This window comes from Flavobacterium lacus, assembly GCF_003268815.1.
Taxonomy (GTDB): domain Bacteria; phylum Bacteroidota; class Bacteroidia; order Flavobacteriales; family Flavobacteriaceae; genus Flavobacterium; species Flavobacterium lacus.
In genome coordinates this window covers 97,500-121,946 of the sequence record NZ_QLSV01000012.1, presented here as the reverse complement: position 1 = coordinate 121,946, position 24,447 = coordinate 97,500, and the positions used below count along the sequence as shown (strand labels likewise).

The window sequence follows — 24,447 nt, the reverse complement described above, 5'->3', positions numbered from 1 at the left end:
TGTGTTTTTGCGGGTTGAGCCGGCGACCAAAGAAGCCGAGCACAGCCCGACAAAAACCAACCTTTGGACGAGGACTTGCAGCGAAAAGCCCGACCCGGAGCTTGTCGCAGGGGCACGCCCTATTTTTAAATATATTTTAACGTTCTTTCTAGAGCCATTCCGCGTGAACCTTTTATAAGTATGAAAGAATTTTGAAGGGGATTGTTTTTTAAATACTCCTCAAATTCTTCAAAAGTCATGAAGAAATGGATTTTTTCATAATTTTCTTTGAAAGCATAAAATTCTTTTCCGATTAAATAGCAATTGAAATTTGCCTCTGAAATTAGTTTGTAAACTATATTTTTGTGTTCTTGATGGCTATCTTCACCCAATTCAAACATATCACCTAGCACTGCAATTTTTGAATTTTTATCTAATTGAATAAAGTTTTGTAACGCGACTTCCATACTACTTGGATTAGCATTGTAGGCATCGAGAATGATTTCGTTATTATTTTTATGGATAATTTGAGAGCGATTATTAGAAGGATTATAATTTTCTAGAGCTTGCTTACAATCATTCTTTGTCACATTAAAGTAGCTTCCAACTGTAATCGCAGCAACAATATTAGTAGCGTTATAAAGGCCTATTAAATTGGATTGAATTTCTATTTCATCGTAGTTTACTTTTACAAATGGTTTTGCTTCTATTTTTTTAATAAAAACAAAAGCAGCCGGATCACTTTTGCTGAAAGTGATTTGTTTCATTTTAGTTGTCTTGGCAAATTGGATGGGATCATCCAGGTTTACAAACACTTTTTTTTTGTGCTTCGATAGATAATTATACATTTCGGATTTCCCTTTGATAACGCCTTCAACACCGCCAAAACCTTCTAAATGAGCTTTGCCAAAATTAGTAATGTAACCATAATCGGGTTGAGCAATTTGGCATAAAAATTCAATTTCTTTTTGATGATTGGCACCCATTTCTACAATTCCGATTTCGGTTTGTTTGGTAAAAGAGAGTAGCGTTAGCGGAACGCCAATATGATTGTTTAAGTTGCCAAGCGTTGCTTTGGTATTGTATTTTTTTGACAATACAACTTGAAATAACTCTTTAGTAGTAGTTTTTCCATTGCTTCCAGTTAAAGCTATAACGGTTAAGTTTAAGAAGTTTCTATGGTACTTAGCTAATTCTTGTAAAGTTTCTAATGTATTTGAAACTAGGATTGTTTTTTCATCTTTATAATATTTTTTATTATCTATTAAAACATAGGATGCTCCCTTTTCTAGGGCTTCTTCGGTAAAAGTATTTGCATCAAAATGAGTTCCTTTTAAAGCAACAAAAAATGAATTTTTTTCAATCTTTCTAGTGTCGATTGAAATGGAAGAACAAGTTAAAAAACATGTATGAATTTGTGAGATATCCATAAAAGCGAAAGTATTTTAAAAATAAAAAGCCCTAAAAAAGGGCTTTTTTGATTATTCAATAAAGGTAATTATCGTGTTGATTTTGGTTTCCCTTTAGCAGTTTTCTTGTTTGATTTTGGTCCAACTTTAGACATCGCACAACGGAATCCTATGTCATCTGTGGCAATATCTTGGGGGAAGAATCTTCTTTGAGCTGGATCTAGCCAGTATGCTCTATCTCTCCAAGATCCACCTTTGTAGACCCTTACGTTATCATCAATTAGCGTTGTTCTTTTTGATGATTTGTCGTATTTTCTGACCATTTCTGAAGATGCACTATCAACTGAAACTTGGTGTTTTGGTGAGTCATACATTCTGTTTTTATCACTTACACTGTCGTCACCTTCCTCCTCTGAACCAGATTTGTAGAAACGGATGGATTGTTTGTCTCCATCACGATAGTTTCTGTTATCACTTTTGTCAAAATTTTGTCTTAGATACGTTTCTTTTTCATCAACTGGAACTTGTGCAATTTGACCAGGAAGATTTCTAGCAATGATTTTTCCATTTGCTAAAGTATCATATTTGATGTTTTCTGAAGTGATTAGCTCAACTTTTCCGTCTTCACCAATTTTGTTTTTCATATAAACGTTACCTCTGTAGTAGTTGAAATCGTTAGCTTCGTCGTCTACTCTTGGTCTGTAAACGTCCGCAACCCATTCGTTAACATTACCAGCCATATCATATAATCCAAAATCGTTTGGTGGATAAGATTTTACAACCTGTGTGATGTCTGCACCGTCATCTGACCATCCTGCAATTCCACCGTAATCACCTTTTCCTTGTTTAAAATTGGCTAATTGATCACCTTTTACTTCTCTTTTGCCAGTTCGTGTGTAACTGCCGTTCCAAGGATATTTTTTTCGACCTTGATATAAATTATACTCTCTGTTGCCAACATTTGCTACTGCAGCGTATTCCCATTCAGCTTCGGTAGGTAGTCTATATTCAGGTTGTATTAAACCTGAAGAACGTGTAGCATATACATTTTTAGCTTCGGATGAATCACCATCTCTTCCGGTAGTTGCTTTAGCACGACCACCTTTTCCTTTTAGTACAATTTCTTCGTCACCACCAAATGCCTGTGAAGGAGTGTTAATGTAAGTTTCAGTGCTAAAAGATTTTTCAGCAGTTGCGTCAGTTAATTTAGCGTCTCTTTTGAGGTATTTATTTTTTTCTAGAATATCCTCGTTAACACGGTCTGTTCTCCATTTACAAAATTCAACTGCTTGAATCCAATTTACACCTACTACTGGATAATCCTTATAGCCAGGATGTCTCAGGTAGTTATTTGTCATGGTTTCATTATATCCTAGACGATTTCTCCATACTAAAGTATCTGGTAATGCACCATTATAAATGTTAGTATAATTTTCGTCATTTGGATCAAAAATTCTTTTTAACCAATCAAGGTATTCCATGTACATGAGGTTTGTAACTTCGCTTTCATCCATGAAAAAAGATTGAACGTGTTGTTGATTTGGAGTGTTATTCCAATCATGCATAACGTCGTCTTGCACTTTTCCCATTGTGAAAGTTCCACCTTCAATAGCAATTAAGCCAGGGGCAGCTTCTTGCTTTTTGAAGTTTGAGGCATACTGAAAACCACCTTTTTTATCGTTGATTTTCCAACCGGTTGCTGTTGACGAATTTTTTGAGCTTGAATTTTTACTACAACTAGTAAAACCAAACATCACTATCAATCCGAATAGCAATCTTAATGTCATAATTTTGTTTACTTTCATACGTTAAGTAGGTAATAAATTTAGAGCCGCAATATACTAATTAACCTTTATATTACAACAGATTTTTAAAATTTTTGTCAAAAGAACAAAATTATTGTCTTTTTAACAAACCTATAACGAAAAAAAAAATTGTTTAGTATAAATTAATTCATTGTAAAATATTAATATCTTGTAATAAATTTGCAACCGTTACGTTTATTTCTTGTTATGAAAAATATTTTACTCTTATTTCTTGTATTAAACTGCTTGTTTAGTAATGCTCAAAACTCTATCAACATTGATGTTACATGGCAAGAGAGTAAATTAATGAATTTAGGTTCATACCATCTGAATATACCGCAGTTTCAGCATAAAAATTTCTTTTTTGACGATGTCAAACAAGCCATCTATTACAATCACAAGTTTACTACATCTTCACCGATAGATGAAAATTCGGTTCAACTATCTTCTTTATTGTATGAAAATATTAGTCAAAATGAACTTGGTGATTTATCCTTAAAAAACATTCCGAACAACATTAATCTTACCTTAAAAAACGGAAAAGCAAGGGATATACTACAAGTTTTGTTGTCTTTTTCTCCTATTATCAGAACAAACGATGGCTTTAAGAAAGTAAAGTCATTTACTATTACTTACAGTAATTCAGCTAATTACCAGCAAAGAAATGATTCTACTTTTGATTTTAGTAGCATTCAAAATTCTGTTTTAGCAGCAGGAGATTGGTATCGGTTTTATATTGAAAAGTCCGGTGTTTATAAAATTTCTAGAAATTTTTTGAGTCAGTTGGGGATGAATACAAATGTTGATCCAAGGGCTGTAAAAATATATGGCAATGGAGGCAGAATGATTCCTTTGTTAAATAGTATAGAATACCCCTCTGATTTGGCCGAAAATGCCATTTTGTTTGTTGGTGAAGAAGACGGTATTTTTAATCCTGAAGATTACATTCTGTTTTATGCAGAAGGAATGGACAATTGGAACACGGAAAGTTCTACTCATCTCAATTTATATGAAAACAAATCCTATTATTATGTAACTGTTCAAGGTGGTAGTGGAAAAAGAATTGCCAACTCCTTGCCGCCAACTGGTCCCGCGTCTACCGTTTTTTCAACTTTTGACGATTATCAATTTTATGAAAAAGACCTCATTAATATAGGTAGGATTGGTAGAACTTGGTACGGCGAACAATTTAGTTCTCAAACACCGCTTGCTTTAGAATTTAATTTTCCAAATGTTGTTCCCAATTCAACAATTCAATTAACGATCAACAGTGCAGCAATTTCATTGTCAAGCTCTACTCTGTCAATTAATGTTGGTGGACAATCACAAAATATTAATTTTACTCCGATTTCAACCACAAGTTCAATTTTATTTTCTTCTGGCACAGCACAATTTAGTATTCCTTCTTCTCAAGATATATCAGTTCAGTTAACCTACAATAATAATGGTGTGCCTAGTGCAAGAGGTTATTTAAATTATGTGATTGCCAAAGCAAAAAGAAATCTTCAAGGCTACGGAAAACAATTTCGTTTTCAGAATGAATCTGCGTCTTCTTTAATAGGTGTTGGGGAGTTTCAGCTTTCAAATGCAGCTGGAATCCAACAAGTTTGGGATATTACAGATATTTATAACGTTTCAAAATATGATAATCAAGGGAGTTCAACTTTTACATTTAAAGTAGACTTGGGCGAAATTCGAAACTATATTGCACTTGATCCCTCTGATTTTTTTATTCCTTTGAGAGAATCACAATCAAAAGTAGTAAATCAAAATATTAAGGGTACAATTTTTAACAATACTCAAGGGTTATTTCAAGACATTGACTACCTCATTATTTCTCCCTCAAATTTAGCGTCTGAGGCTGAACGATTAGCTAATTTTCACAGAAATTATTCTAATTTAAACGTAAAAGTTATTACTTTAGACAAAATCTACCAAGAATTCTCGTCTGGAAAACAAGATATTGGGGCCATTCGTAATTTTGTCAAATATGTTTATTTCAATGCATCAGTAGATTCCAAAAGGGTAAAATACCTTAATTTATTTGGAGATGCTTCCTTTGATTACAAAAATAGAATTCCAAACAACACTAACATTGTTCCGATTTTTCATAGTTTGAATAGCGTATCGCTTCTAAGCTCAACTATGAGCGATGACTTTTACGGTATGATGGATCCAAATGAAGGTAGAATGTTAAGCCAAAGTAATCTTCCCGGTTTTGAAGCTTTAGATGTTGCAGTTGGCAGAATGTTAGTTTCTACTGTACAACAGGCAAGAGAAATGGTTGATAAAGTAATCCAATACCACGATACAAATTCTTTCGGAAGATGGAGAAATAATTTCACTTTAGTTTCTGATGACGTTGATGAAAGTTGGGAAAACCAAATCCAAACCGGAATAGATAATTTAGGAAACACCATTAACAATGAAAAACCATTTGTAAATGTGTTGAAATTCCATGCTGATTCTTATGTTCAAGAAGTTTCCGCCGGAGGGCAACGTTATCCAAAATTAAAGCAAGAGTTATTGAACGCCATTCAAAACGGTTCCTTAGTTTTTAATTATTTTGGTCACGGTGGAGAAGAACAATTGGCTTCTGAACGTATTTTTGAAAAAACAGATGCTCAAAACTTAAATAATCAATACCGCTATCCGCTAATTGTAACAGTAACCTGTGAATTCACTAGATTTGACAATCCTTTTCGACAAACTGCGGGAGAATTTACTTATTGGAATCCAACAGGAGGTGCGATTTCGTTAATAACAACAACTAGACAAATAGGGGTCACGACAGGTCAACAAATAAATGAGGGATTTTCTAGCTATTTATATGGTTACGGACCAAATTCCAGTGAAGAAACAACCATAGCCGAAGCCTTACGAAGAGCAAAAAACGCCTATAATAGTCAAACATTGATGGTTTTTTACATTGGAGATCCGGCTCTAAAATTAGCCATCCCAAAACCAAAAATTGTATTGACCAAAGTAAATGATGTGCCTTCTGAATCTTCTACATTAGTTTTTAATGCATTGAGTAAAGTGAAGCTTTCCGGTGAAGTAAGAGATCTTAATGGCGATGCCTTGCTGTCTAATTACAATGGCGATATTGCTGTTCAAATATTTGACAAAGCCATTAGTCGAAGTACGTTAGGTAATGATGGTATTCGCGATAGTTCAAACAACTTAATCCTGCTGAATTTTCAAACATTGGGCGAAACAATTTTCAGAGGAAATGCAACCGTTACGAATGGTTTATTTGAAATAGAATTTATCGTACCCAAAGACATTTCGATTCCGGTGGGTAACGGTAGAATCAGCTTTTATGCCAAAAGTTCCAACCCGGTTTTACAAGACCAGACCGGTTTTGATACATCTATACTAATAGGCGGAATTAATGAAAATGCTCCTGAAGACAATATTGGTCCGCGTGTTCGGCTCTATATGAATGATGAATCGTTTATTTCGGGAGGTATAACCAATGCAAGTCCGATTTTCCTAGCCTTTTTGGAAGATGAAAATGGAATTAATACTGCTAGCGGAATTGGTCATGACATTGTTGCGATTTTAGATGGAGACGAAAACAATCCTTACATATTAAATGATTATTATGAAACTGAATTAAACGATTACACCAGAGGGAAGGTTCGTTTTCCGTTTAGAGATTTGGCTCCGGGATTGCACACCATTACCTTTAGAGCATGGGATGTTTATAACAACCCGGTTACTGCAGAAATTCAGTTTATTGTGGTTGGAGAGGAAACAATTAGTTTGACCAATGTGTTAAATTATCCAAACCCATTTGTAAGTTATACACAATTTTGGTTTTCACACAATCGACCGTTTGAGCCGTTAGATGTACAAGTTCAAATTTTTACTATTACAGGTAAAATTATAAAAACCATCAATCAAGTTATCAATACAGAAGGCTTTTTATCTCGCGAGATTACTTGGGATGGAAGAGACGATTTTGGCGATAAAATAGGCAAAGGAGTTTACGTGTATAAACTAACCGTCAAGTCGAATCTCACCAATAAAAAAGTTGAAAAAATAGAAAAACTTGTAATACTTTAAGAAAACACTATATTTGTTAATTATTATCTAGAATTTATAATGAAAAAAATAACCGTATTTTTAATTTGCTTCTTTGCATTTTCAAACATTTTCGCTCAAGATAGAGTTATCACCACCGGAGTACCGTTTTTATTAATTGCAGCCGATGCTCGTGCCGCTGGTATGGCCGATATTGGTGTTGCTACATCGGCAGATGCTTATTCTCAACAGTGGAATCCAGCCAAATATGCTTTTGCAATTGAAAAAGTTGGTATCGGTGTGAGTTACACGCCTTATTTGACTGATTTAGTGAATGATATTTCGCTAGGGCAATTAAATTATTATAATCGTATTAACGAAAGAAGTGCTTTTGCCGGAAGTTTGCGTTATTTCAGCTTGGGAGATATTGAATTAAGACAGAATTTTGATGATGTTCCTAACGTTGTCAGTCCAAATGAATTAGCCGTTGATGTTTCCTATGCTTTAAAGTTGAGTGAACGTTTTTCAATGGCTGTTGCTGCTCGCTATATACGCTCTCAATTACGAATTCCAGATACGCAAGGCGATGCTTCGGCAGCAAGCTCATTTGCAGTAGATGTGGCTGGTTATTATCAATCGGAAGAGGAAGCTTATGATAGCTTTAACGGAAGATGGAGAGGGGGCTTCAATTTTCAGAATTTAGGGCCAAAAATTAATTATGATGCTGATGTTTCGGACTTAACTTCAAATTTTCTGCCAGCTAACATGCGTTTAGGAGGTGGTTTCGATTTTATTTTTGACGATTACAACAAAATCGGATTAAATGCGGAAGTAACCAAGTTATTGGTGCCTTCGCCACAGAAACTAGAAGATGTTAATGGTGATGGCATTATTGATAGTGCAGATCAAACTATAATTAGAAACGATTACCAACGCATCGGCTGGGTGTCCGGTATTTTTCAATCATTTGGAGATGCACCGGATGGCTTTAGCGAGGAATTAAAAGAGTTCACTTGGGCGTTGGGTGCAGAATACAATTACCAAGATTCATTTGCTCTTCGTTTAGGCTATTTTAATGAGCACGAAACAAAAGGCGCAAGAAAATACTTTTCTTTTGGAGCCGGATTCAAATACACTGTTATTAAATTAGATGTTTCCTATTTATTCTCTGCTTCAAGAGTTAAAAATCCTTTAGAAAACACATTGCGATTCTCCCTAACATTTAATTTTGGAGATAAATATGACGAATATTAATTTAGCATACTAATTATAAAAAAATCCAAATTTCACTATTGAAATTTGGATTTTTTTTCCACTATACACTATGAAAAAACTTTCTTTTACAACCGAATTTTCCGTTTACGAAAACAAAGAACAATTGCCGTCAGAAATAAAAGAGCTGATGGAAATGGCTATTGAAATTAGAAAAAAAGCCTATGCTCCGTATTCCAAATTTAGAGTAGGTGCTGCAATTTTATTGGACAATGGGAAAATAGTTTTGGGTTCTAATCAGGAAAATGCCGCTTATCCCTCCGGACTTTGTGCCGAGCGTGTGGCTATTTTTCAGGCAGGAGCTATTTATCCGGATGCAAAAATGTTAAAGTTAGCTATTTCCGCTACAGCGGATGAAAAACCAGTCACTTCTCCAATTCCACCTTGTGGTGCCTGCCGTCAGTCTATTGCAGAATATGAGTTTAAGCAAGACATACCTATTGAATTATTTTTTATGGGAGAATCGGGTGAAGTGTATAAATCAGACTCGTTGAAAAATTTATTGCCGTTTGTTTTTGATAAAAATCACTTGTAGATTTTACTTTACTACTATAACGTTATCGTAAATAACTTTTCATAAAGTTTGTCATTTTAAGTCGATTAAATTTTTACATCTACTTAGGATGTCTTATTTTTGCTACTCGCAAATTTGTGCATAGCCTATTTGTGAAATATACAATCAAACATAAAAGATTCAAGAAATAGAAAAATGAAAAAAATCACCAAAGAAGTTTACCTGCAATGGTATGAAGACATGCAGTTTTGGAGAAAATTTGAAGACAAATTAGCTGCCGTTTACATCCAACAAAAAGTGAGAGGGTTTTTACATTTATATAATGGTCAGGAAGCTGTGTTAGCCGGAGCATTACATGCAATGGATTTATCAAAAGACAAAATGATTACAGCTTATCGTAACCACGTTCAACCAATCGGAATGGGTGTTGATCCACGAAAAGTAATGGCTGAATTATATGGTAAAGTCACCGGAACTTCCAAAGGAATGGGTGGTTCAATGCACATTTTTTCCAAAGAACACGGTTTTTATGGCGGTCACGGAATCGTAGGAGCTCAAATTCCTGTTGGTGCCGGAATGGCGTTTGCCGATCAATATTTCAATACCGGAGGTGTTACATTAACCTATTTTGGTGATGGTGCTGCTCGTCAGGGTTCACTTCATGAAGCATTTAATATGGCGATGTTATGGAAACTTCCAGTGGTATTTATTTGTGAAAATAATGGATATGCCATGGGAACTTCTGTGGAAAGAACCGCAAACCACACTGACGTTTGGAAACTAGGTTTAGGTTATGAAATGCCTTGTGGACCGGTGGACGGAATGAATCCTGTGAAAGTTGCCGAAGCCATGCACGAAGCCATCGAAAGAGCTCGTCGTGGAGACGGACCCACTTTCTTAGAAATGAAAACCTACCGCTATAGAGGCCACTCAATGTCTGATGCGCAATTATATAGAACAAAAGACGAAGTGGAAGAATATAGAAAAATTGACCCGATTACACAGGTTTTAGATATTATCAAAGAAAATAATTATGCTACTGATTCAGAAATTGAAGCCATCGACGAACGAGTGAAAAGCTTAGTAGACGAATGTGAAAAATTTGCCGACGAATCGCCATTCCCGGAAGTACAACAACTGTATGACGTGGTGTATGAACAAGAAAATTATCCTTTTATTCCCCATAAATTATAAGCACTATGGCAAAAATTATTAACATGCCGCGTTTGAGTGATACAATGACTGAGGGAGTTGTAGCAACATGGCTTAAAAAAGTTGGCGATACTATAAAAGAAGGCGATATTTTAGCTGAAATTGAAACTGATAAAGCAACCATGGAATTCGAAGCTTTTGAAGCAGGAACATTGCTACACATCGGAATTCAAGAAGGCGAATCAGCTCCGGTTGATTCTCTTTTAGCTATTATCGGAAAAGAAGGTGAAGATATTTCCGGTTTGTTAAGCGGTGGAACTTCTGCTAAAGTTGAAGAAAAATTAACTGAAGCTGAAGATCCAAAAAAAGAAGAAACTTCAAAAGAAGAAGCAAAACCAAAAGCTTCCGCAGAAATTCCTGCCGGAGTGAAAGTAGTAACTATGCCTCGTTTGAGTGATACAATGACGGACGGTACAGTAGCAACTTGGTTAAAAAAAATTGGTGATGCTGTAAAAGAAGGTGATATCCTTGCTGAAATTGAAACCGATAAAGCCACGATGGAATTTGAATCATTCAATTCCGGAACTTTGTTATACATTGGCGTGCAAGAAGGTCAGTCTGCTCCGGTCGATAGTATTTTGGCAATCATCGGTCCGGAGGGAGCAGATGTTTCAGGAATTGCTGAGAATTATTCTAAAGGTGGCGAAGCTCCAAAAGCTGAAAAAACCGAAGCGAAATCTGAAGAAGCAAAACCATTATCAGAAAATAAAGAAGAGGCAACAACTTCAACCGAATCAACGGGAAGAATTTTTGCTTCTCCATTAGCCAGACAAATTGCAAAAGATAAAGGAATTAACCTTAGTCAAGTTAAAGGTTCAGGCGAAAATGGTAGAATTGTAAAAAGTGATGTAGAAAACTTTACACCTGCTGCTGCCGCTCCTCAAAAAGCAACACAACAGGAAAGTGCTTCTCAACCTGTTGCAGCGGTGCAGCCATTTGTTCCGGCAGGAGAAAGCTATTCAGAAGAAGTGAAAAATTCGCAAATGCGTAAAACCATTGCTCGTCGTCTTGCTGAATCTAAATTTACGGCTCCACATTATTACTTAACCATCGAAGTAGCGATGGATGACGCAATAAAATCCAGAGCAATTATAAATACTGTTCCCGATACAAAAGTGTCGTTTAACGATATGGTTGTAAAAGCGTGTGCAATGGCGTTGAAAAAACATCCCCGTGTAAACACGCAATGGAAAGACGATGTAACTATTATCAATCACCATGTAAACATTGGTGTTGCAGTAGCTGTTGAAGATGGTTTAGTAGTTCCTGTATTGAATTTTACAGATCAAATGAGTTTAACTCAAATTGGTTCAGCGGTGAAAGATTTAGCCGGAAGAGCTAAAAACAAAAAACTACAACCTGCCGAAATGGAAGGAAGTACATTTACCGTTTCTAATTTAGGTATGTTTGGAATTACTGAATTTACTTCAATCATAAACCAACCAAACTCTGCTATTCTCTCCGTTGGGGCTATCATCGAAAAGCCAGTCGTTAGAGATGGTCAAATCGTTGTAGGCAATACTATGAAAGTAACCTTAGCTTGCGATCACAGAACAGTTGATGGTGCAACAGGAGCTCAATTCCTTCAAACGTTACGAACGTATTTAGAAAATCCGGTGACTATGTTGGCATAGATTTATCCGAAACATATATTTTTAAAAGCGAGTTCAATTTTGGACTCGCTTTTTTATTGCTTATTTTTCTCCTCAATCCACTTTGCCATATACTTCGTGCTCTGCAAAAAATGATGCATCAATAATAAACCTGTAAAATTTTCATTTCGATACTTTTCAAAATTTTTAAATTTATCCGATAAAAATTCCCTAAAAGAATCTTCAAATACATCTTTCGAAAAGCGATTTTTTAAAATTTCAAAACCATTTTGTCGAGCATCGAACCAAGTTGTTTTATTTTGATATAATTCAATTGCTCTATCTGCAAAATCTTCCGGAGAATCAGTAACAAAACCATTCCACAACAAATCACCATTCATCGCTTCTGCCCCAATTGACGAAGTTACACTTGGAGTTCCAAACTGCATTGCTTCCAACAATTTTCCTTTAATTCCGGCACCAAAACGAATTGGAGCCAACAGAATTCTCGCCTTAGAAATCACTTCAAACGAACTTTCCGCTCTACCGTGAACAAAAAAATTCAACTTCGGTTGATGAAGCGAAATTATTTTTTGAGTCGGATATGCTCCGTAAATATGCATCTTCGCTTCCGGAAATTTTTGAAATAGTAAAGGCCAAATCACTTCTTTCAAATATACAACCGCATCGTGATTAGGAGCGTGCAAAAAATTTCCAATGAACATGAAATCGCTTCGTTCTTCAAAACTTGGTAAATTTAACTTTTCGTTCTCCACCCAAATCGGCAAATAAAACAATAAAAACGATGGCACTTTAAAATGTGTTTGCAACAATACCATTTCAAATTCCGAAATCATTAACGTCACATCACAACGATACATACTCGCAATTTCTCGTTTCGCCAAGTCATTATTCAAATCAAACGGTTTGTTTTTCAAAACTGTCAATCGTCGGGCTTCACGCAAACAATGCAAATCTTCCGAGTCTAGCATTCGCATTGTATTCGGACAATGTTCTGCCACTCGCCACCCAAATTGTTCCTCCGTCATAAAACGATCAAACAAAACCAAATCCGGTTGCAAATCCGACACAAACACATCAAAAGAAGCACAATTTAATGCAATTTGCTTTCGGTCAACATCAATCAACTCTTCCGAAAATTCACTTTTCGAAGCCGTACTGGCGAACGTAATTTTCCCGCCATTTTCTTTAAAAAAAGCAATCAATTGCATCATCCTACTTCCGGCTGCAGATGATTTCGGTTCCGGCCACACAAAGCCAATAATTAAAATCCGTTTATTTTCCAATGCATTCATCCGACTAAAATAGGAATAAAAGAGGCAATTCTATTCAAATAAAAAGCATTATTTTTGTATCAAATCACGAGAAGTATGTTAGGATTAAAACTAAAAACCGACCCACGTTGGGCAAATATCGCCGAATCAAACCTTGAAGAAATTTTATCCGACCACTGTTGGTGCGAACAAAAAGCGGCTTCCAACGCACTTTACATCATCACTAACAATTCTGAAAACGTTGAATTAGTTACTGAAATGGCCAAAATTGCCATCGAAGAAATGGAACATTTTCAACTGGTGCACAACATCATTCAAGAACGCGGTTTCGAATTTAGTCGCGAAGTAAAAGACGATTACGTCAACCAACTCGTGAAATTTACCAAAAAAGGAGGTTCCAGAAACGATGCCTTAATCGAACGATTGCTCTTTGCCGCCATGATCGAAGCCCGCAGTTGCGAGCGTTTTAAAGTGCTTTCTGAAAACATCAAAGACAAAAAATTAGCCGCTTTTTACCACGAACTGATGATTAGCGAAGCCAACCATTACACCACTTTTTTACGGTTTGCCCGCAAATATTCCGAAAAAGTTGATGTCGATAAACGTTGGCAAGAATGGCTCGAATTTGAAGGTGAACTCATTTCCAATTACGGAAAAAAAGAAACGGTTCACGGATAATTTTTTTAATTTGGGCGTGCCCCTCCGCAAGCTCCGGGTCAGGCTTTACGTTGCAAGTCCTCGCCCAAAAAAACAATTTTCTAAGGTCACAAAAGAGCTTCCGTTGGTCGCTTTTTGAGTCCAAGAAAATTTGTTTTTTTGAGCTCCGGGCTTTCTACTTCAATCCTTCACGCAAAGAAGTGCCGAAAAAGAGTTTATTTTTTCACAATTAAAAACTCTGAACGACGGTTTTGAGCATCTTGTTCCTCGTTGCAGTTTTCTTTGCAATCAATCTTTGGTTCTGTAAAACCTAATCCTTTGCCGGAAAGACGTTCTTTATCAATTCCTTTTGAAATTAAATATTGGACCGTTGATTGTGCTCGTTGATTAGATAAATTCAAATTATAGCCAGAAGTTCCTTTTGAATCTGTATGCGATTTAACCAAAATTTCCATGGCCGGAAAATCTTTCATCACTTTAACTAACTTATCTAATTCGGTCGCACCTTGTTCAGTGATGTTGCTTTTGTTGAATTCAAAATAAATGCTTTTTAAGATAACTTCTGTCTCGGTCACAATCACTTCAATCGGTTCTAATGCAATCACAACTGAAGTTTTTCCGTATTTTACTTTTTCAACTTGAGATGAAGCCGGCTCATAATCTTGTTTCGTTACTTGAAAAATATGCGAAGTATTACAGTTGATGTCATACATCACTTCACCACTGGCATTGGTTAGACTAGTGGCAATCACGTTTCTTTTTTCATCCAAAATGGATACCGTTGCATTGGTAAGAACTTTTCCGGTTTTTTTGTCTTTTACTAACGCAATCGCTTCTGCCGAACAAACAGGAATGGCTTCAAAAATGTTATCGACTCCATCTCTGTTAGAAGAAAAGAAGCCAATATTTTTAGTTGTATTAAAACTGAATGAAAAATCGTCTTTTTCGGTATTAACCGGTTTTCCGATGTTTATTGTCTCTGATGGGTTGTTCAAATCAATTTTAAAGATATCTAAACCACCAAAACCTTGTCTGCCACTCGAAGCAAAATAAAGTACATCGTCATCGGTTATAAAGGGGAAGCCTTCTTTTCCGGCTGTGTTAACAGAAGTTCCTAGGTTTTCCGGCTTTCCATAAGAAGAACCATTTACTGTAACTTTCCAAATATCTGTATCACCCAATCCTCCGGGCATATTAGAGGCAAAATATAATGTTTTACCGTCCTTACTCAAACTGGGATGACTAACTGAATAATTTTTGCTATTGAAAGGCAATGCTTGAATGGAGGACCACTTACCATTGACTTTAGAAGCTTTATACAAACCTTGCTCACCGATTTGAATTTTATTCTTTTTGTCTTTTTCGTATACTCCTTCGCTGTGGCCGTCTCTTGCAAAAAACATTGTATTTCCGTCTGCAGAGACTGTAACCGGTCCGTCATGATAGGGTGTATTTAATTCGTTTACTTTCTGCGGTTCTGAAAGCGTTCCGTTTGGATTTAATGTTGAGGAAAAAATATCCAAATAGGGTTGATTATTCCACTTATCTGTTTTATTTGAAGTGTTTCTCGTGCTGGCAAAATACAACGTATTATCATTAGTTAAAACAGCTCCAAAATCACTGTGTTCTTTACTGTTTATTTTTGTTTCTTTACTATCAAACAACTTGGTTTTATCCGCTAAAGCGGGTATGTAATTCGGATTGGCTTTGTGGTCTTTTGCCCGTTGATCATTAGGCAATAGCACAGTGAACTTGTCCATTTGTGCATTAGCTTCTTGGTATTTTCCTTGCGACTTTAGGGTTTGAGCAAAACGATAAAAGATTTCCGGATCTTGACTTTTTGCTACTGCTTTGGCATACCACTTTGCAGCCTCTGCGGTGTTGTATACGTTGTAATAACTGTCTGCTAATTGTTTAAAAACATAACTATCTGCTTTTTTGGATTCTGCCAATTTAAGATATTCTTCAATAGCCGCAACATATTGATAGGTTTCAAAGAATTTATCGGCTTTTTCGGTCTGCTTATTTTGGGCAAATATAGCTGTTGAACTCAAAAAAAGTAAGCTAGTTAAAAGTATATTTTTCATTAGATTTTTTCCTTTATGAGATGAGTGAAATCAAACTTTAATTTTAAAAACATCACTTTGATGAATAGTTTTCAAATATATCAAAAAATAGGTAATCAAAGTAGAATCTAAAAAAGTAAAATAATTAGCTAGAAAAAAGTTAAATGGGAAGAAGAAAAAATCTTGTAAATGTGAAGACAATCACAAGAATTGTAGAAAAATAAGTGGGTCATATTGGATTCGAACCAATGACTTCCACGTTGTCGACGTGACACTCTGAACCAACTGAGTTAATGACCCTTATGAACTAAAAAACTCCCTAATTGCTTAAGGAGTTTTTGTGGGCGATGAGGGGTTCGAACCCCCGACCCCCTCGGTGTAAACGAGGTGCTCTGAACCAGCTGAGCTAATCGCCCGATTAGTGCTTGATTGCGAGTGCAAATATAGAACAGTTTTTGGTAACTGCAAACAAAAAGCAAAAAAAATTATAAAATTTCTGCCACAACAAAAGTACTTCCGCCCACGTAAATAAAGTCATTTGCGGAAGATTTTTCCTTAGCCTTCTTATAAGCTTCTGAAACAGAATTGTATACTTTTCCGTTAAGTCCGAATTCAGCTGCTTTTTGTGTTAAAATTTCCGGATGTAAACCGCGTAAATTTTTTGGACTGCAGAAGTAATACTTTGCATTTTTTGGGAATATAGGTAAAATTTCATTTAAATCTTTATCGTTTACAACCCCTAAAACAATATGAAGTTGATCAAATTCTTGCTTCTCCAGTTGTTTAAGTACAATTGACAAGCCGTGCTTGTTATGAGCTGTATCGCAAATTATTTTGGGATTTTCTCCCAATTGTTGCCATCTTCCCGCTAAACCTGTGTTTTGGATTACATTTAAAAATCCATTTTTTATGTTTTCTTGCGAAATGATAAATTCATTTTTCTGTTGCAGAATCCGGAGTGTTTGCTGCACTGTTTTTCTGTTTTGAATTTGGTAATTACCCAACAAAGTTGACGGATAAACTTCTCCGATTAAATCGGATGCAAAATAGAGTTCCGAATTGGTTTCTGATGCTTTCTTTATAAAAACGGGTTTCGTTTCATTTGTATATTCTCCAATCACGACAGGAATGCTTGGTTTAATAATACCGGCTTTCTCAAAAGCTATTAATGCTACTGTATTTCCGAGAAACTGCGTGTGATCTAATCCAATGTTGGTGATGACGGAAATTAGCGGCGTGATGATGTTGGTGGAATCCAATCGTCCGCCCATACCGACTTCTATAATAGCTATGTCTATTTCTTCTTTGACAAAATAATCGAACGCTAAACCGACTGTCATTTCGAAGAAACTAAGTTGATGACTTTCAAAAAAAGATTTGTGCTGCGAAACAAAGTCGATCACAAATTTTTCGGTGATTTCTTCCCCGTTGATTTTTATGCGTTCTCTGTAATCTTTTAAATGAGGTGAAGTATATAAGCCGACTTTATAACCCGCCTCTTGTAAAACCGATGCTAATAGGGAGGAAGTAGAGCCTTTTCCGTTAGTTCCTGCAACGTGAATCGTTTTGAGTTTTTTTTCCGGATTGTTGAGGTAATCTGCCAATAAAATCGTGTTGTCAAGGTTCGGTTTATAAGCCGATGCTCCTTGCGTTTGATACATGGGAAGCTGATTAAACAGCCAATTTACGGTTTCTTGATAGTTCATTGTTTTAAAAAAATAAACCCCACGGAAGTGAGGTTTAAATATATAAATTTTTGTTTTTTATTCTCCATTTCTAAAGTTAAAAACGATAAACCCTATTTGCCCATCCGGTGCATTTGAGTCATCATTCCATCTGTATTTGTAAGCCGATTTTATGGCAGCTTCTTTAAGGCAGGTACTAGTTGTATTTGATCCACTTGGACTGAATTTTGCGTTGGTAACAGTTCCGCTTTTGCTTACTTTTACTTCAACAACCACAGTACCTTCGTCGTTACAATCTGCTTTGACAGCTCCCGGACTGGAAAGTCGTCTTCCATTTAATCCCCAAGCTCCCGTTCCTGTTCCGGTTCCTTTACCGCTACCGTAGTAACTGTTGGAATAGATACTTCCGTCTAACTTTCCTTGGTTTCCTGGTGTGGTTGATGTTCCATCGCCTCCGGTGGTTTTTCCATCGGATGATTTAACTCCACCAATTAAAGCGTCTAGTTTTGCTTTTTTATCGGCTTCTTCTTTCTTTTTTTTCTGTTCGGCTGCTTTTGCAACTGCTTCTGCACTTGCTTTGGCTTTGGCTTCTTCTTTTTGTCTTTTTATCGCAATGGTCGCCTCATTATCGGCTGTGATTACATTTTCTGCTACTTTACTCGGTGCAGTTGGTTCAGATGTTGCTTCCTCTACAGGCTGTTCAGGAACCTCTCTAGGTTCTGTTTTTACTGGTTCGGTTGTGTTGGTGTTTCCTGAGCCGGCATCGGTGTTTCCAAAGTTAATGGCGATTCCGTTTTCGGGTGGTGGATCCATGTAGGATAATCCGAAGAAAATAAATAGTAAAAGCAACACTGCCATGATCGCGGCGGAAATGGCAAATGATTTTTTTTCGTGTTCGGTTTCTAAATATTTCATGGTTTCTCGTTTTAGCCCTGATTGCAGCGAAAAGCCTTTGGTGAAGAAAACCTATTTTTTCTTGGTTTGGTAGAGCGACCAGCGGAAGCTCCTGCCAGACCTTTGAAAAAAAGGTTTTTGAGCCAAAGCTTGCAGTGAAAAGCAGGATTAGCTTCTTATTATTTTGGTCGAACTGCCAAAACCACTTTAATTTGATTGCGGTTGGCGATGTCTAACACATTGACTGCTTTTTCAATTGGCACTCCTTCTTCGGCTCTCAAAATGATAGCTTTGTCTTCTTTGTTAGGAAACAAGGCTAATAAACGAGCTTCTAAATCGGCTTCTTGCACTTGGTCTTTGTCAATAAAAAATTCTAACTCTTTATTGATGCTTACCGAAATGTTTTTGTTGCTGTCGGTTTTTCCTTTTGCTTTTGGCAATACTAAATCCAAAGCATTGGTCGTAACCATCGTGGATGTTAGCATAAAGAAAATCAATAACAAAAACACAATATCCGTCATAGACGACATGTTGAATTCCGGTGATACTTTATTTCTACCTCTGATGTTCATATTATGACGGTTCGTTTAATAGGTCAAGAAAATCAGTTGCGTTGGCTTCCATTTGGTGAACTACTTTGTCGGTTTTTACAACTAAATGGTTGTAGCCCATAAAGGCAATAATACCTACGACTAATCCGGCAACAGTGGTTGTCATAGCGGTATAAATACCTTCTGCTAAAGCACCTACTTCAATTTGTCCACCGGCACTTGCCATTTTGTGGAAGGCAAGAATCATACCAATTACGGTTCCTAAGAAGCCAATCATCGGTCCGGCACCAGAGATGGTTGCGAGCATGCTTACGTTTTTCTCTAATTTATAAATTTCGAGTTTTCCGGCATTTTCGATGGCAGTATTAATGTCTTCTAACGGTTTTCCAATGCGGGAAATTCCTTTTTCTGTTAACCGCGCAACAGGCGAATTGGTTTGAGCACACAGCATTTTGGCAGCATCAATTTTACCGTTGGTGATATTCATTTTAATGTTGTTCATAAAATTAGTATCAATTTTGGAAGCGGCATTAATCGCCATCAATCTTTCGAAATAAAGATATAAAGCAAAAAATAATAATAACGCAAGTGTAATCATTATTAAATTTCCTCCAATTCCACCACTGGTAATTAACTCCCAAATGGATAAAGTTTTTTCGATGGGTTGGTCTTCTAATAAAGCATTTTGTGCTGTTGCTAAACTATCTGCTGGTTGCATATTTTAAAATATTTTTTTATTGGTTAGAATTATAACGCTAAGGTATGGATTTAAATTGTAGGTCGTATAAAATGTTCAATTAACATAAATGTAAAAGCACCTGCGATAAATCCTGCAAACGCAAGCCAAGTGATTCTTTTGAGGTACCAAATAAAATCTATTTTTTCCATTCCCATGGCGGCAACACCGGCGGCAGATCCAATAATAAGCATACTACCGCCAGTTCCAGCAGAGTAAGCGATAAAGTGCCAAATAGTATGGTCAATTTCGTACGTATACATCCCCATGGAAGCGGCGACTAATGGAACGTTGTCTATTACTGCTGATAAAATTCCAAGCAAAACGACCACAACATCCATGTTTGGTATAGCATTGGACAAGGATTCTGCAGCGTAACGGAGTGTTCCGGTGTCGGTGCCGTTTATTTGGCCAAAAACCATACTTTCAAGAGCAGCTACTCCCATTAAAATTCCTAAGAAAAAGAGAATACTGGAAAATTCAATTTTAGTTAACGCATTGTGCCCTGAATAGAGGTGTTTGTCTTTCTTGTTAAAATCGTCAAAAGGTTTAACATATTCTGATGCTAGCCAAACAAAACCTAGACTGAACATCATTCCAACATACGGTGGAAGTCCGGTAATCATCTTAAAAACAGGCACAAAAACAATAGCACCTAAACCAATATAAAGCATTTTTTTGCTACTTAACAAACGTTCAGATTCTTCGTTGATTCCATAGGATTTTCGTTCTGTTGTTCCCTGAAAAGGTTTTAATTTTGAGGCTATAAAAAAGGGTACCACAAAACAAACAAGAGATGGCACGATAACGTATTCTGATAATCCAACAGCAGTAACTTTGTTCGCTATCCACAGCATTGTTGTGGTCACGTCGCCAATGGGCGACCAAGCTCCCCCAGCATTGGCGGCAATTACAATTAATGAAGCATACCAAATTCTATATTCGCGTTTTGGAACTAGTTTTCGTAGCAAAGTTATTAGAACAATGGTGGCAGTTAAGTTGTCAATAATTGCGGAAAGAATAAAAGCAACTATACCTAAGGTCCAAAGTAATCGGACTTTATTTGTTGTTTTAATTCTGTTTTTGATGACATCAAAACCTCTGTGTAAATCAATAATTTCAACAATGGTCATGGCTCCAATTAAGAAAATGAGAATTTCAGATGTTTTGCCGAAATGATGCATAAGGTTTTCCAGAAATCCTTCATGGTTTTCGGCTACTGTGCCGGAATTCATATTGAAAACATGACCATGTCCGTCGATTACCGAAAGCCATCCATTATTAAAACCGAAGGATAAAAATGCCCACATTACTGCGGCCATTAAAAGTGCGGGAACAGTTTTGTCTAGTTTTAAGGGATGTTCCAATGTGATGGACATGTAACCAACAATAAACAGTAAAATGATAATAATTGCCATAAGATTATTAAGTTAATTGTTTTAGTGCAATTTCGAAAGCAGTTGCACTGATATTTGTTTTGGATGGATTTAAAGCATGTGTTTTTTCAATTGCTTTTTTGATGGTTTCGGAAGTGTCGAGAAAAATCGCTTCATCGGTCATTTGAACTTTCTTTTCCATGAAATAAGCAAAAACGCGAGCCATGCCGCAATTTGCAATAAAATCAGGAATTACGCTAACTTTTGCGTCGGTTTCTTCCATGATTGAGCCGAAGAAGATTTCTTTATCGGCAAATGGTACATTAGCACCACTTGAAATTACTTCTAGACCGGAAGCAATCATTTGGTCAATTTGACTTTTTTGCACCAATCGTGAAGCGGCGCATGGAGCAAAAATTTCAGCATTAGTATTCCAAATTTGTTGGTTAATTTTTTCAAACGGAATCATGTTTGGAGCCACTAATTTATTGCCGTCTTTGTTTAGAAATAAGCGTTTAATTTCTTCGAAAGTAAAACCATCTTCGTTGATAATACCACCTTCCCGATCAATAATTCCGACTATTTTTGCACGCATTTCAGCCAAATAAAATGCGGCGGCCGAACCTACGTTTCCAAAACCTTGCACAACGGCTTTTTTGCCAACCACACTGCCACCGTAAATATCATAATAATGACGAACAGCCTCGGCTACACCAAAACCGGTAATCATATCGGCAACAGTATATTTTCGGTTTACATCGGGTGAAAATTTCGGATTTTCAATTACTTTGATTACGCCTTGACGGAGCTGACCAATTCGGTTAATTTTATCTGCTTCGGTAGGTTTAAAATGGCCATTGAAAACACCTTCTTGCGGATGCCAAACGCCACATTCTTCTGTGATTGGGATAACTTCATGAATTTCATCGACGTTCAAATCGCCACCTGTTCCATAATAACTTTTTAATAGTGGCGAAACGGCTTTGTACCAACGTTGTAAAACTTCTTTTTTGCGTGGATCGTTCGGGTCAAAGTTGATTCCTGATTTAGCTCCGCCAATCGCGGGGCCGGAGACAGAAAATTTTACTTCCATGGTTTTTGCTAATGAAAGTACTTCATTCATGTCTAAACCTTTTCGCATTCTGGTACCTCCGCCTGCAGCTCCGCCTCTCAAAGAGTTGATGACTGTCCATCCTTCTGCATCAGTTTCAGGATCTTTCCAATTAAAAATTATTTCAGGCTCTTTATTCTCAAATTTTTTGAGTAATTCTTTCATTTTTTTTGTTTGTAGTGCAAATTTACTTTTTTACACATTGATTTTTGCTATCTTTTAAGAAAAATTTTCAAGAGTTTTTTTTACAATTCATATTATGGGTGTTAAATTATTCAATGGTGAAAATAATTTTATAAACAGACAATATTAAATAACTTAATACAGTAAAAAAAAATAAGCTCCCTAGAATAGAAAGCTTATTGATTTATAGTTAATTAAAGTTAAATGAAGGTGCTTTTTTTGAGACTAAACAGTCTCTTCTTGCATATGTTTTTGTTTGTTTTGTGTGAAGGAATTTAAGTTAATTGAGGGTTTTAAATTTGCTTTATTAGTATTGACCTTAATAGAATTGTTTTTTCTTTTAAATGCTAAATAGCGAGAAAATCTAATTTTATATAAATCATACGAAATTACAATCGTCAAAAATATACTTACAATATAAAATACTTGAAATCCTGAGTGAAAATATAAAAATCCGGCTATGATGGCCCCACCTAAATAGGCAGAAGCAATAACACTGAGTAGTTTTGCTTTTCCTTTCAATTCTTTATTTTCGCGATATTCTTTTTTGGTAAACATAGAAAATAGAATTCCTAAATCGGTTGTAGTTCCTGTCAAGTGAGTTGTTTTTACTGCAAAATTTGAAATACTTGCGGTTAATCCGTTCTGTAAACCCATGGCAAAAAGCATGATTCCGAGCATGATTTCGGTTTCAAATAGTGTTTCCATGTAGAGAAACTGACCGTAAACTCCAACCGACATCAAACAAATAATTTCTAAAATTAATGGGAGTGAATGAGCCAAATACGCATTTGTTTTACTTAGGTGAATAACGATTAAATTGGATAAAAAACTACCAAAGAAAAACAGGAAGATCCAAGCAAAAACAATTCCGGTTTGGTATAAATTTCCTTTTACAATTTCTGAAGCCAAAATGGCATAATGTCCGGTTACATTTGATGAGAATGAAAAGAAAATCAGTAACGAGGCAACATTCACCATTCCACCAGAAAAAGCGGTAAGTGCTCCTAATTTAATATTGTCTTCTAATGTTCTGCTATTACTAAATTTTCTAAGCATAATTTATGATTTTTCAAATGTTAATTTTGCAATTCCGCGAGCTTGAATTTCCGAATCAAAATTCAAAATCATTGTGTTGCTGCCCAGTTCTGTCAGGTTATAGTTTTCTATAACATTATCGTCATATTTTAATTGAAGAATATTACCTCTGCCTTTTATTTTCCAATCGACCAACCGTTCAGTCGAGCCTGCTTTTAAGAGCAGTTTTCCGTTTGACAAAAACTGCCAAGTTTCGGCTTCATGAATGAGTAAGTGCTGACCAATTATTTTTTTTACATCGTCTGTAATTTCTTTATTGTTAGTGTCGCCGACTTTGTTTACACGTTCATATTCCCATGATAATTCATTCCATTGTCCGATAATTTTTTTTTCAGGACTTTGAGAAAATGACATCAACGTAATGATGGTGGCGACAATAACCAAGAATACAGTTGTATAGGTGGTTATGATTTTCATAGTTTCTTATTTTGTTATTTTAGGAATGCGAAGGAACTCCGTTGAAAAATATTTCGGCAACTTTTCCCTTCTCCGGAATATTGTGATTACTATTCCATCCGATTTGTTGAACAGAAAGTTTACTTTTCTTAATGAACGGAACTAAATCAAAACTTTTTCTTTTATCAAAATGCCATTGATGTTGTTCCGGAAGATAGGCTTCATCAATTCTTGTAGCTTCAGCATAATTATTGAAAGCGGATTGCGTAAAACCAGTAAAAATATCTTTTCGGATAGAATTTATTTTAGAAGCATACTTGTTTTGAATAACCGAGCAAGCTTCATTAAATTCTTCGGAAACAAATTGATTTATTATTTTTTTCTTAGAGTAAAAAAGCAAATCTGTAATTGAATCGGTTAAATGTACTCCGTGCAACAGAATGATATCAAATTTTTCTTCAGTGGCGGATTCGCTTAATACCGTTTTAAGCACAGTTAACGATTCAATTGAAAAATCAGTTGGTAAAAGAATGGTTTTTTTCATGGCACTATTATTTTTTAGATTTATAGTGACAAATTTATGGGCA

19 protein-coding genes and 2 tRNA genes are annotated in these 24,447 nt (G+C 36.0%); 6 read left to right on the top strand and 15 right to left on the bottom strand.

The annotated features are described in order from the left end of the window. Positions 1-125 precede the first annotated feature (125 nt). On the bottom strand, positions 126-1,409 hold the full coding sequence (locus tag B0I10_RS12240; protein WP_112086795.1) for a UDP-N-acetylmuramoyl-tripeptide--D-alanyl-D-alanine ligase: 1,284 nt from the start codon (positions 1,407-1,409) through the stop codon (positions 126-128). A 68-nt stretch (positions 1,410-1,477) separates the two neighbouring features. Further along, positions 1,478-3,193: a gliding motility lipoprotein GldJ gene (gldJ, locus tag B0I10_RS12235; RefSeq protein WP_112086794.1), complete on the bottom strand. Its 1,716-nt coding sequence runs from the start codon at positions 3,191-3,193 to the stop codon at positions 1,478-1,480. Positions 3,194-3,400: 207 nt separating this feature from the next. On the opposite strand from gldJ, the gene porU reads away from it, so the two are divergent. The 5 genes from porU (at position 3,401) to B0I10_RS12210 (ending at position 11,854) form a co-directional block, all read left to right on the top strand. Then, positions 3,401-7,264: a type IX secretion system sortase PorU gene (gene porU, locus B0I10_RS12230; RefSeq protein WP_112086793.1), complete on the top strand. Its 3,864-nt coding sequence runs from the start codon at positions 3,401-3,403 to the stop codon at positions 7,262-7,264. A gap of 39 nt (positions 7,265-7,303) precedes the next feature. After that, complete coding sequence (gene porV / locus B0I10_RS12225; RefSeq protein WP_112086792.1) at positions 7,304-8,476, top strand: type IX secretion system outer membrane channel protein PorV; 1,173 nt, start codon at positions 7,304-7,306, stop codon at positions 8,474-8,476. A gap of 70 nt (positions 8,477-8,546) precedes the next feature. After that, positions 8,547-9,029, top strand: coding sequence for a cytidine deaminase (gene cdd, locus B0I10_RS12220; RefSeq protein WP_112086791.1), 483 nt, complete (start codon positions 8,547-8,549; stop codon positions 9,027-9,029). 174 nt (positions 9,030-9,203) lie between these two features. Next, on the top strand, positions 9,204-10,202 hold the full coding sequence (pdhA, locus tag B0I10_RS12215) for a pyruvate dehydrogenase (acetyl-transferring) E1 component subunit alpha (protein WP_112086790.1): 999 nt from the start codon (positions 9,204-9,206) through the stop codon (positions 10,200-10,202). Positions 10,203-10,207: 5 nt separating this feature from the next. After that, the gene (locus B0I10_RS12210) at positions 10,208-11,854 is read left to right on the top strand and encodes a pyruvate dehydrogenase complex dihydrolipoamide acetyltransferase (protein WP_112086789.1); all 1,647 of its coding nucleotides are present in this window, start codon (positions 10,208-10,210) and stop codon (positions 11,852-11,854) included. 53 nt (positions 11,855-11,907) lie between these two features. Here the strand turns inward: B0I10_RS12210 and B0I10_RS12205 are convergent, their stop codons facing one another. After that, a complete protein-coding gene (locus tag B0I10_RS12205; protein WP_112086788.1) occupies positions 11,908-13,128 on the bottom strand; it encodes a glycosyltransferase in 1,221 nt (406 codons plus the stop codon). Positions 13,129-13,203: 75 nt separating this feature from the next. Here B0I10_RS12205 and miaE point away from each other — a divergent pair, with 75 nt between their 5' ends. Continuing rightward, positions 13,204-13,785 carry a tRNA-(ms[2]io[6]A)-hydroxylase gene (gene miaE, locus B0I10_RS12200; protein ID WP_112086787.1) on the top strand — a complete coding sequence of 194 codons (582 nt, stop codon included), beginning with the start codon at positions 13,204-13,206 and terminating at the stop codon, positions 13,783-13,785. A gap of 194 nt (positions 13,786-13,979) precedes the next feature. Here the strand turns inward: miaE and B0I10_RS12195 are convergent, their stop codons facing one another. The 12 genes from B0I10_RS12195 to B0I10_RS12140 form a co-directional block, all read right to left on the bottom strand. Next, entirely contained in the window at positions 13,980-15,851 is a 1,872-nt protein-coding gene (locus B0I10_RS12195; protein ID WP_112086786.1) for an OmpA family protein, read from the bottom strand. Between the two features lie 204 nt (positions 15,852-16,055). Then, positions 16,056-16,130: transfer RNA gene (locus tag B0I10_RS12190), tRNA-Val, on the bottom strand. 41 nt (positions 16,131-16,171) lie between these two features. Next, a tRNA-Val gene (locus tag B0I10_RS12185) sits at positions 16,172-16,246 on the bottom strand. 69 nt (positions 16,247-16,315) lie between these two features. Next, complete coding sequence (locus B0I10_RS12180; RefSeq protein WP_112086785.1) at positions 16,316-17,536, bottom strand: bifunctional folylpolyglutamate synthase/dihydrofolate synthase; 1,221 nt, start codon at positions 17,534-17,536, stop codon at positions 16,316-16,318. Positions 17,537-17,593: 57 nt separating this feature from the next. Continuing rightward, positions 17,594-18,430, bottom strand: a complete 837-nt coding sequence (locus tag B0I10_RS12175) for an energy transducer TonB (protein WP_112086784.1) — start codon at positions 18,428-18,430, stop codon at positions 17,594-17,596. A 158-nt stretch (positions 18,431-18,588) separates the two neighbouring features. Further along, the gene (locus B0I10_RS12170; protein ID WP_112086783.1) at positions 18,589-18,981 is read right to left on the bottom strand and encodes an ExbD/TolR family protein; all 393 of its coding nucleotides are present in this window, start codon (positions 18,979-18,981) and stop codon (positions 18,589-18,591) included. A gap of 1 nt (position 18,982) precedes the next feature. Continuing rightward, positions 18,983-19,678, bottom strand: a complete 696-nt coding sequence (locus B0I10_RS12165; RefSeq protein ID WP_112086782.1) for a MotA/TolQ/ExbB proton channel family protein — start codon at positions 19,676-19,678, stop codon at positions 18,983-18,985. Positions 19,679-19,728: 50 nt separating this feature from the next. After that, positions 19,729-21,114 (bottom strand): sodium:proton antiporter NhaD, encoded by a 1,386-nt coding sequence (gene nhaD, locus B0I10_RS12160; RefSeq protein ID WP_112086781.1) that lies wholly within the window; start codon positions 21,112-21,114, stop codon positions 19,729-19,731. A 7-nt stretch (positions 21,115-21,121) separates the two neighbouring features. Then, the gene (locus B0I10_RS12155) at positions 21,122-22,348 is read right to left on the bottom strand and encodes a Glu/Leu/Phe/Val dehydrogenase dimerization domain-containing protein (RefSeq protein ID WP_112086780.1); all 1,227 of its coding nucleotides are present in this window, start codon (positions 22,346-22,348) and stop codon (positions 21,122-21,124) included. Between the two features lie 243 nt (positions 22,349-22,591). Then, on the bottom strand, positions 22,592-23,425 hold the full coding sequence (locus B0I10_RS12150) for a YoaK family protein (protein ID WP_112086779.1): 834 nt from the start codon (positions 23,423-23,425) through the stop codon (positions 22,592-22,594). A gap of 3 nt (positions 23,426-23,428) precedes the next feature. Further along, positions 23,429-23,881: a hypothetical protein gene (locus tag B0I10_RS12145; RefSeq protein ID WP_112086778.1), complete on the bottom strand. Its 453-nt coding sequence runs from the start codon at positions 23,879-23,881 to the stop codon at positions 23,429-23,431. A gap of 19 nt (positions 23,882-23,900) precedes the next feature. Beyond that, a complete protein-coding gene (locus B0I10_RS12140; RefSeq protein ID WP_112086777.1) occupies positions 23,901-24,404 on the bottom strand; it encodes a hypothetical protein in 504 nt (167 codons plus the stop codon). Positions 24,405-24,447: the final 43 nt, after the last annotated feature.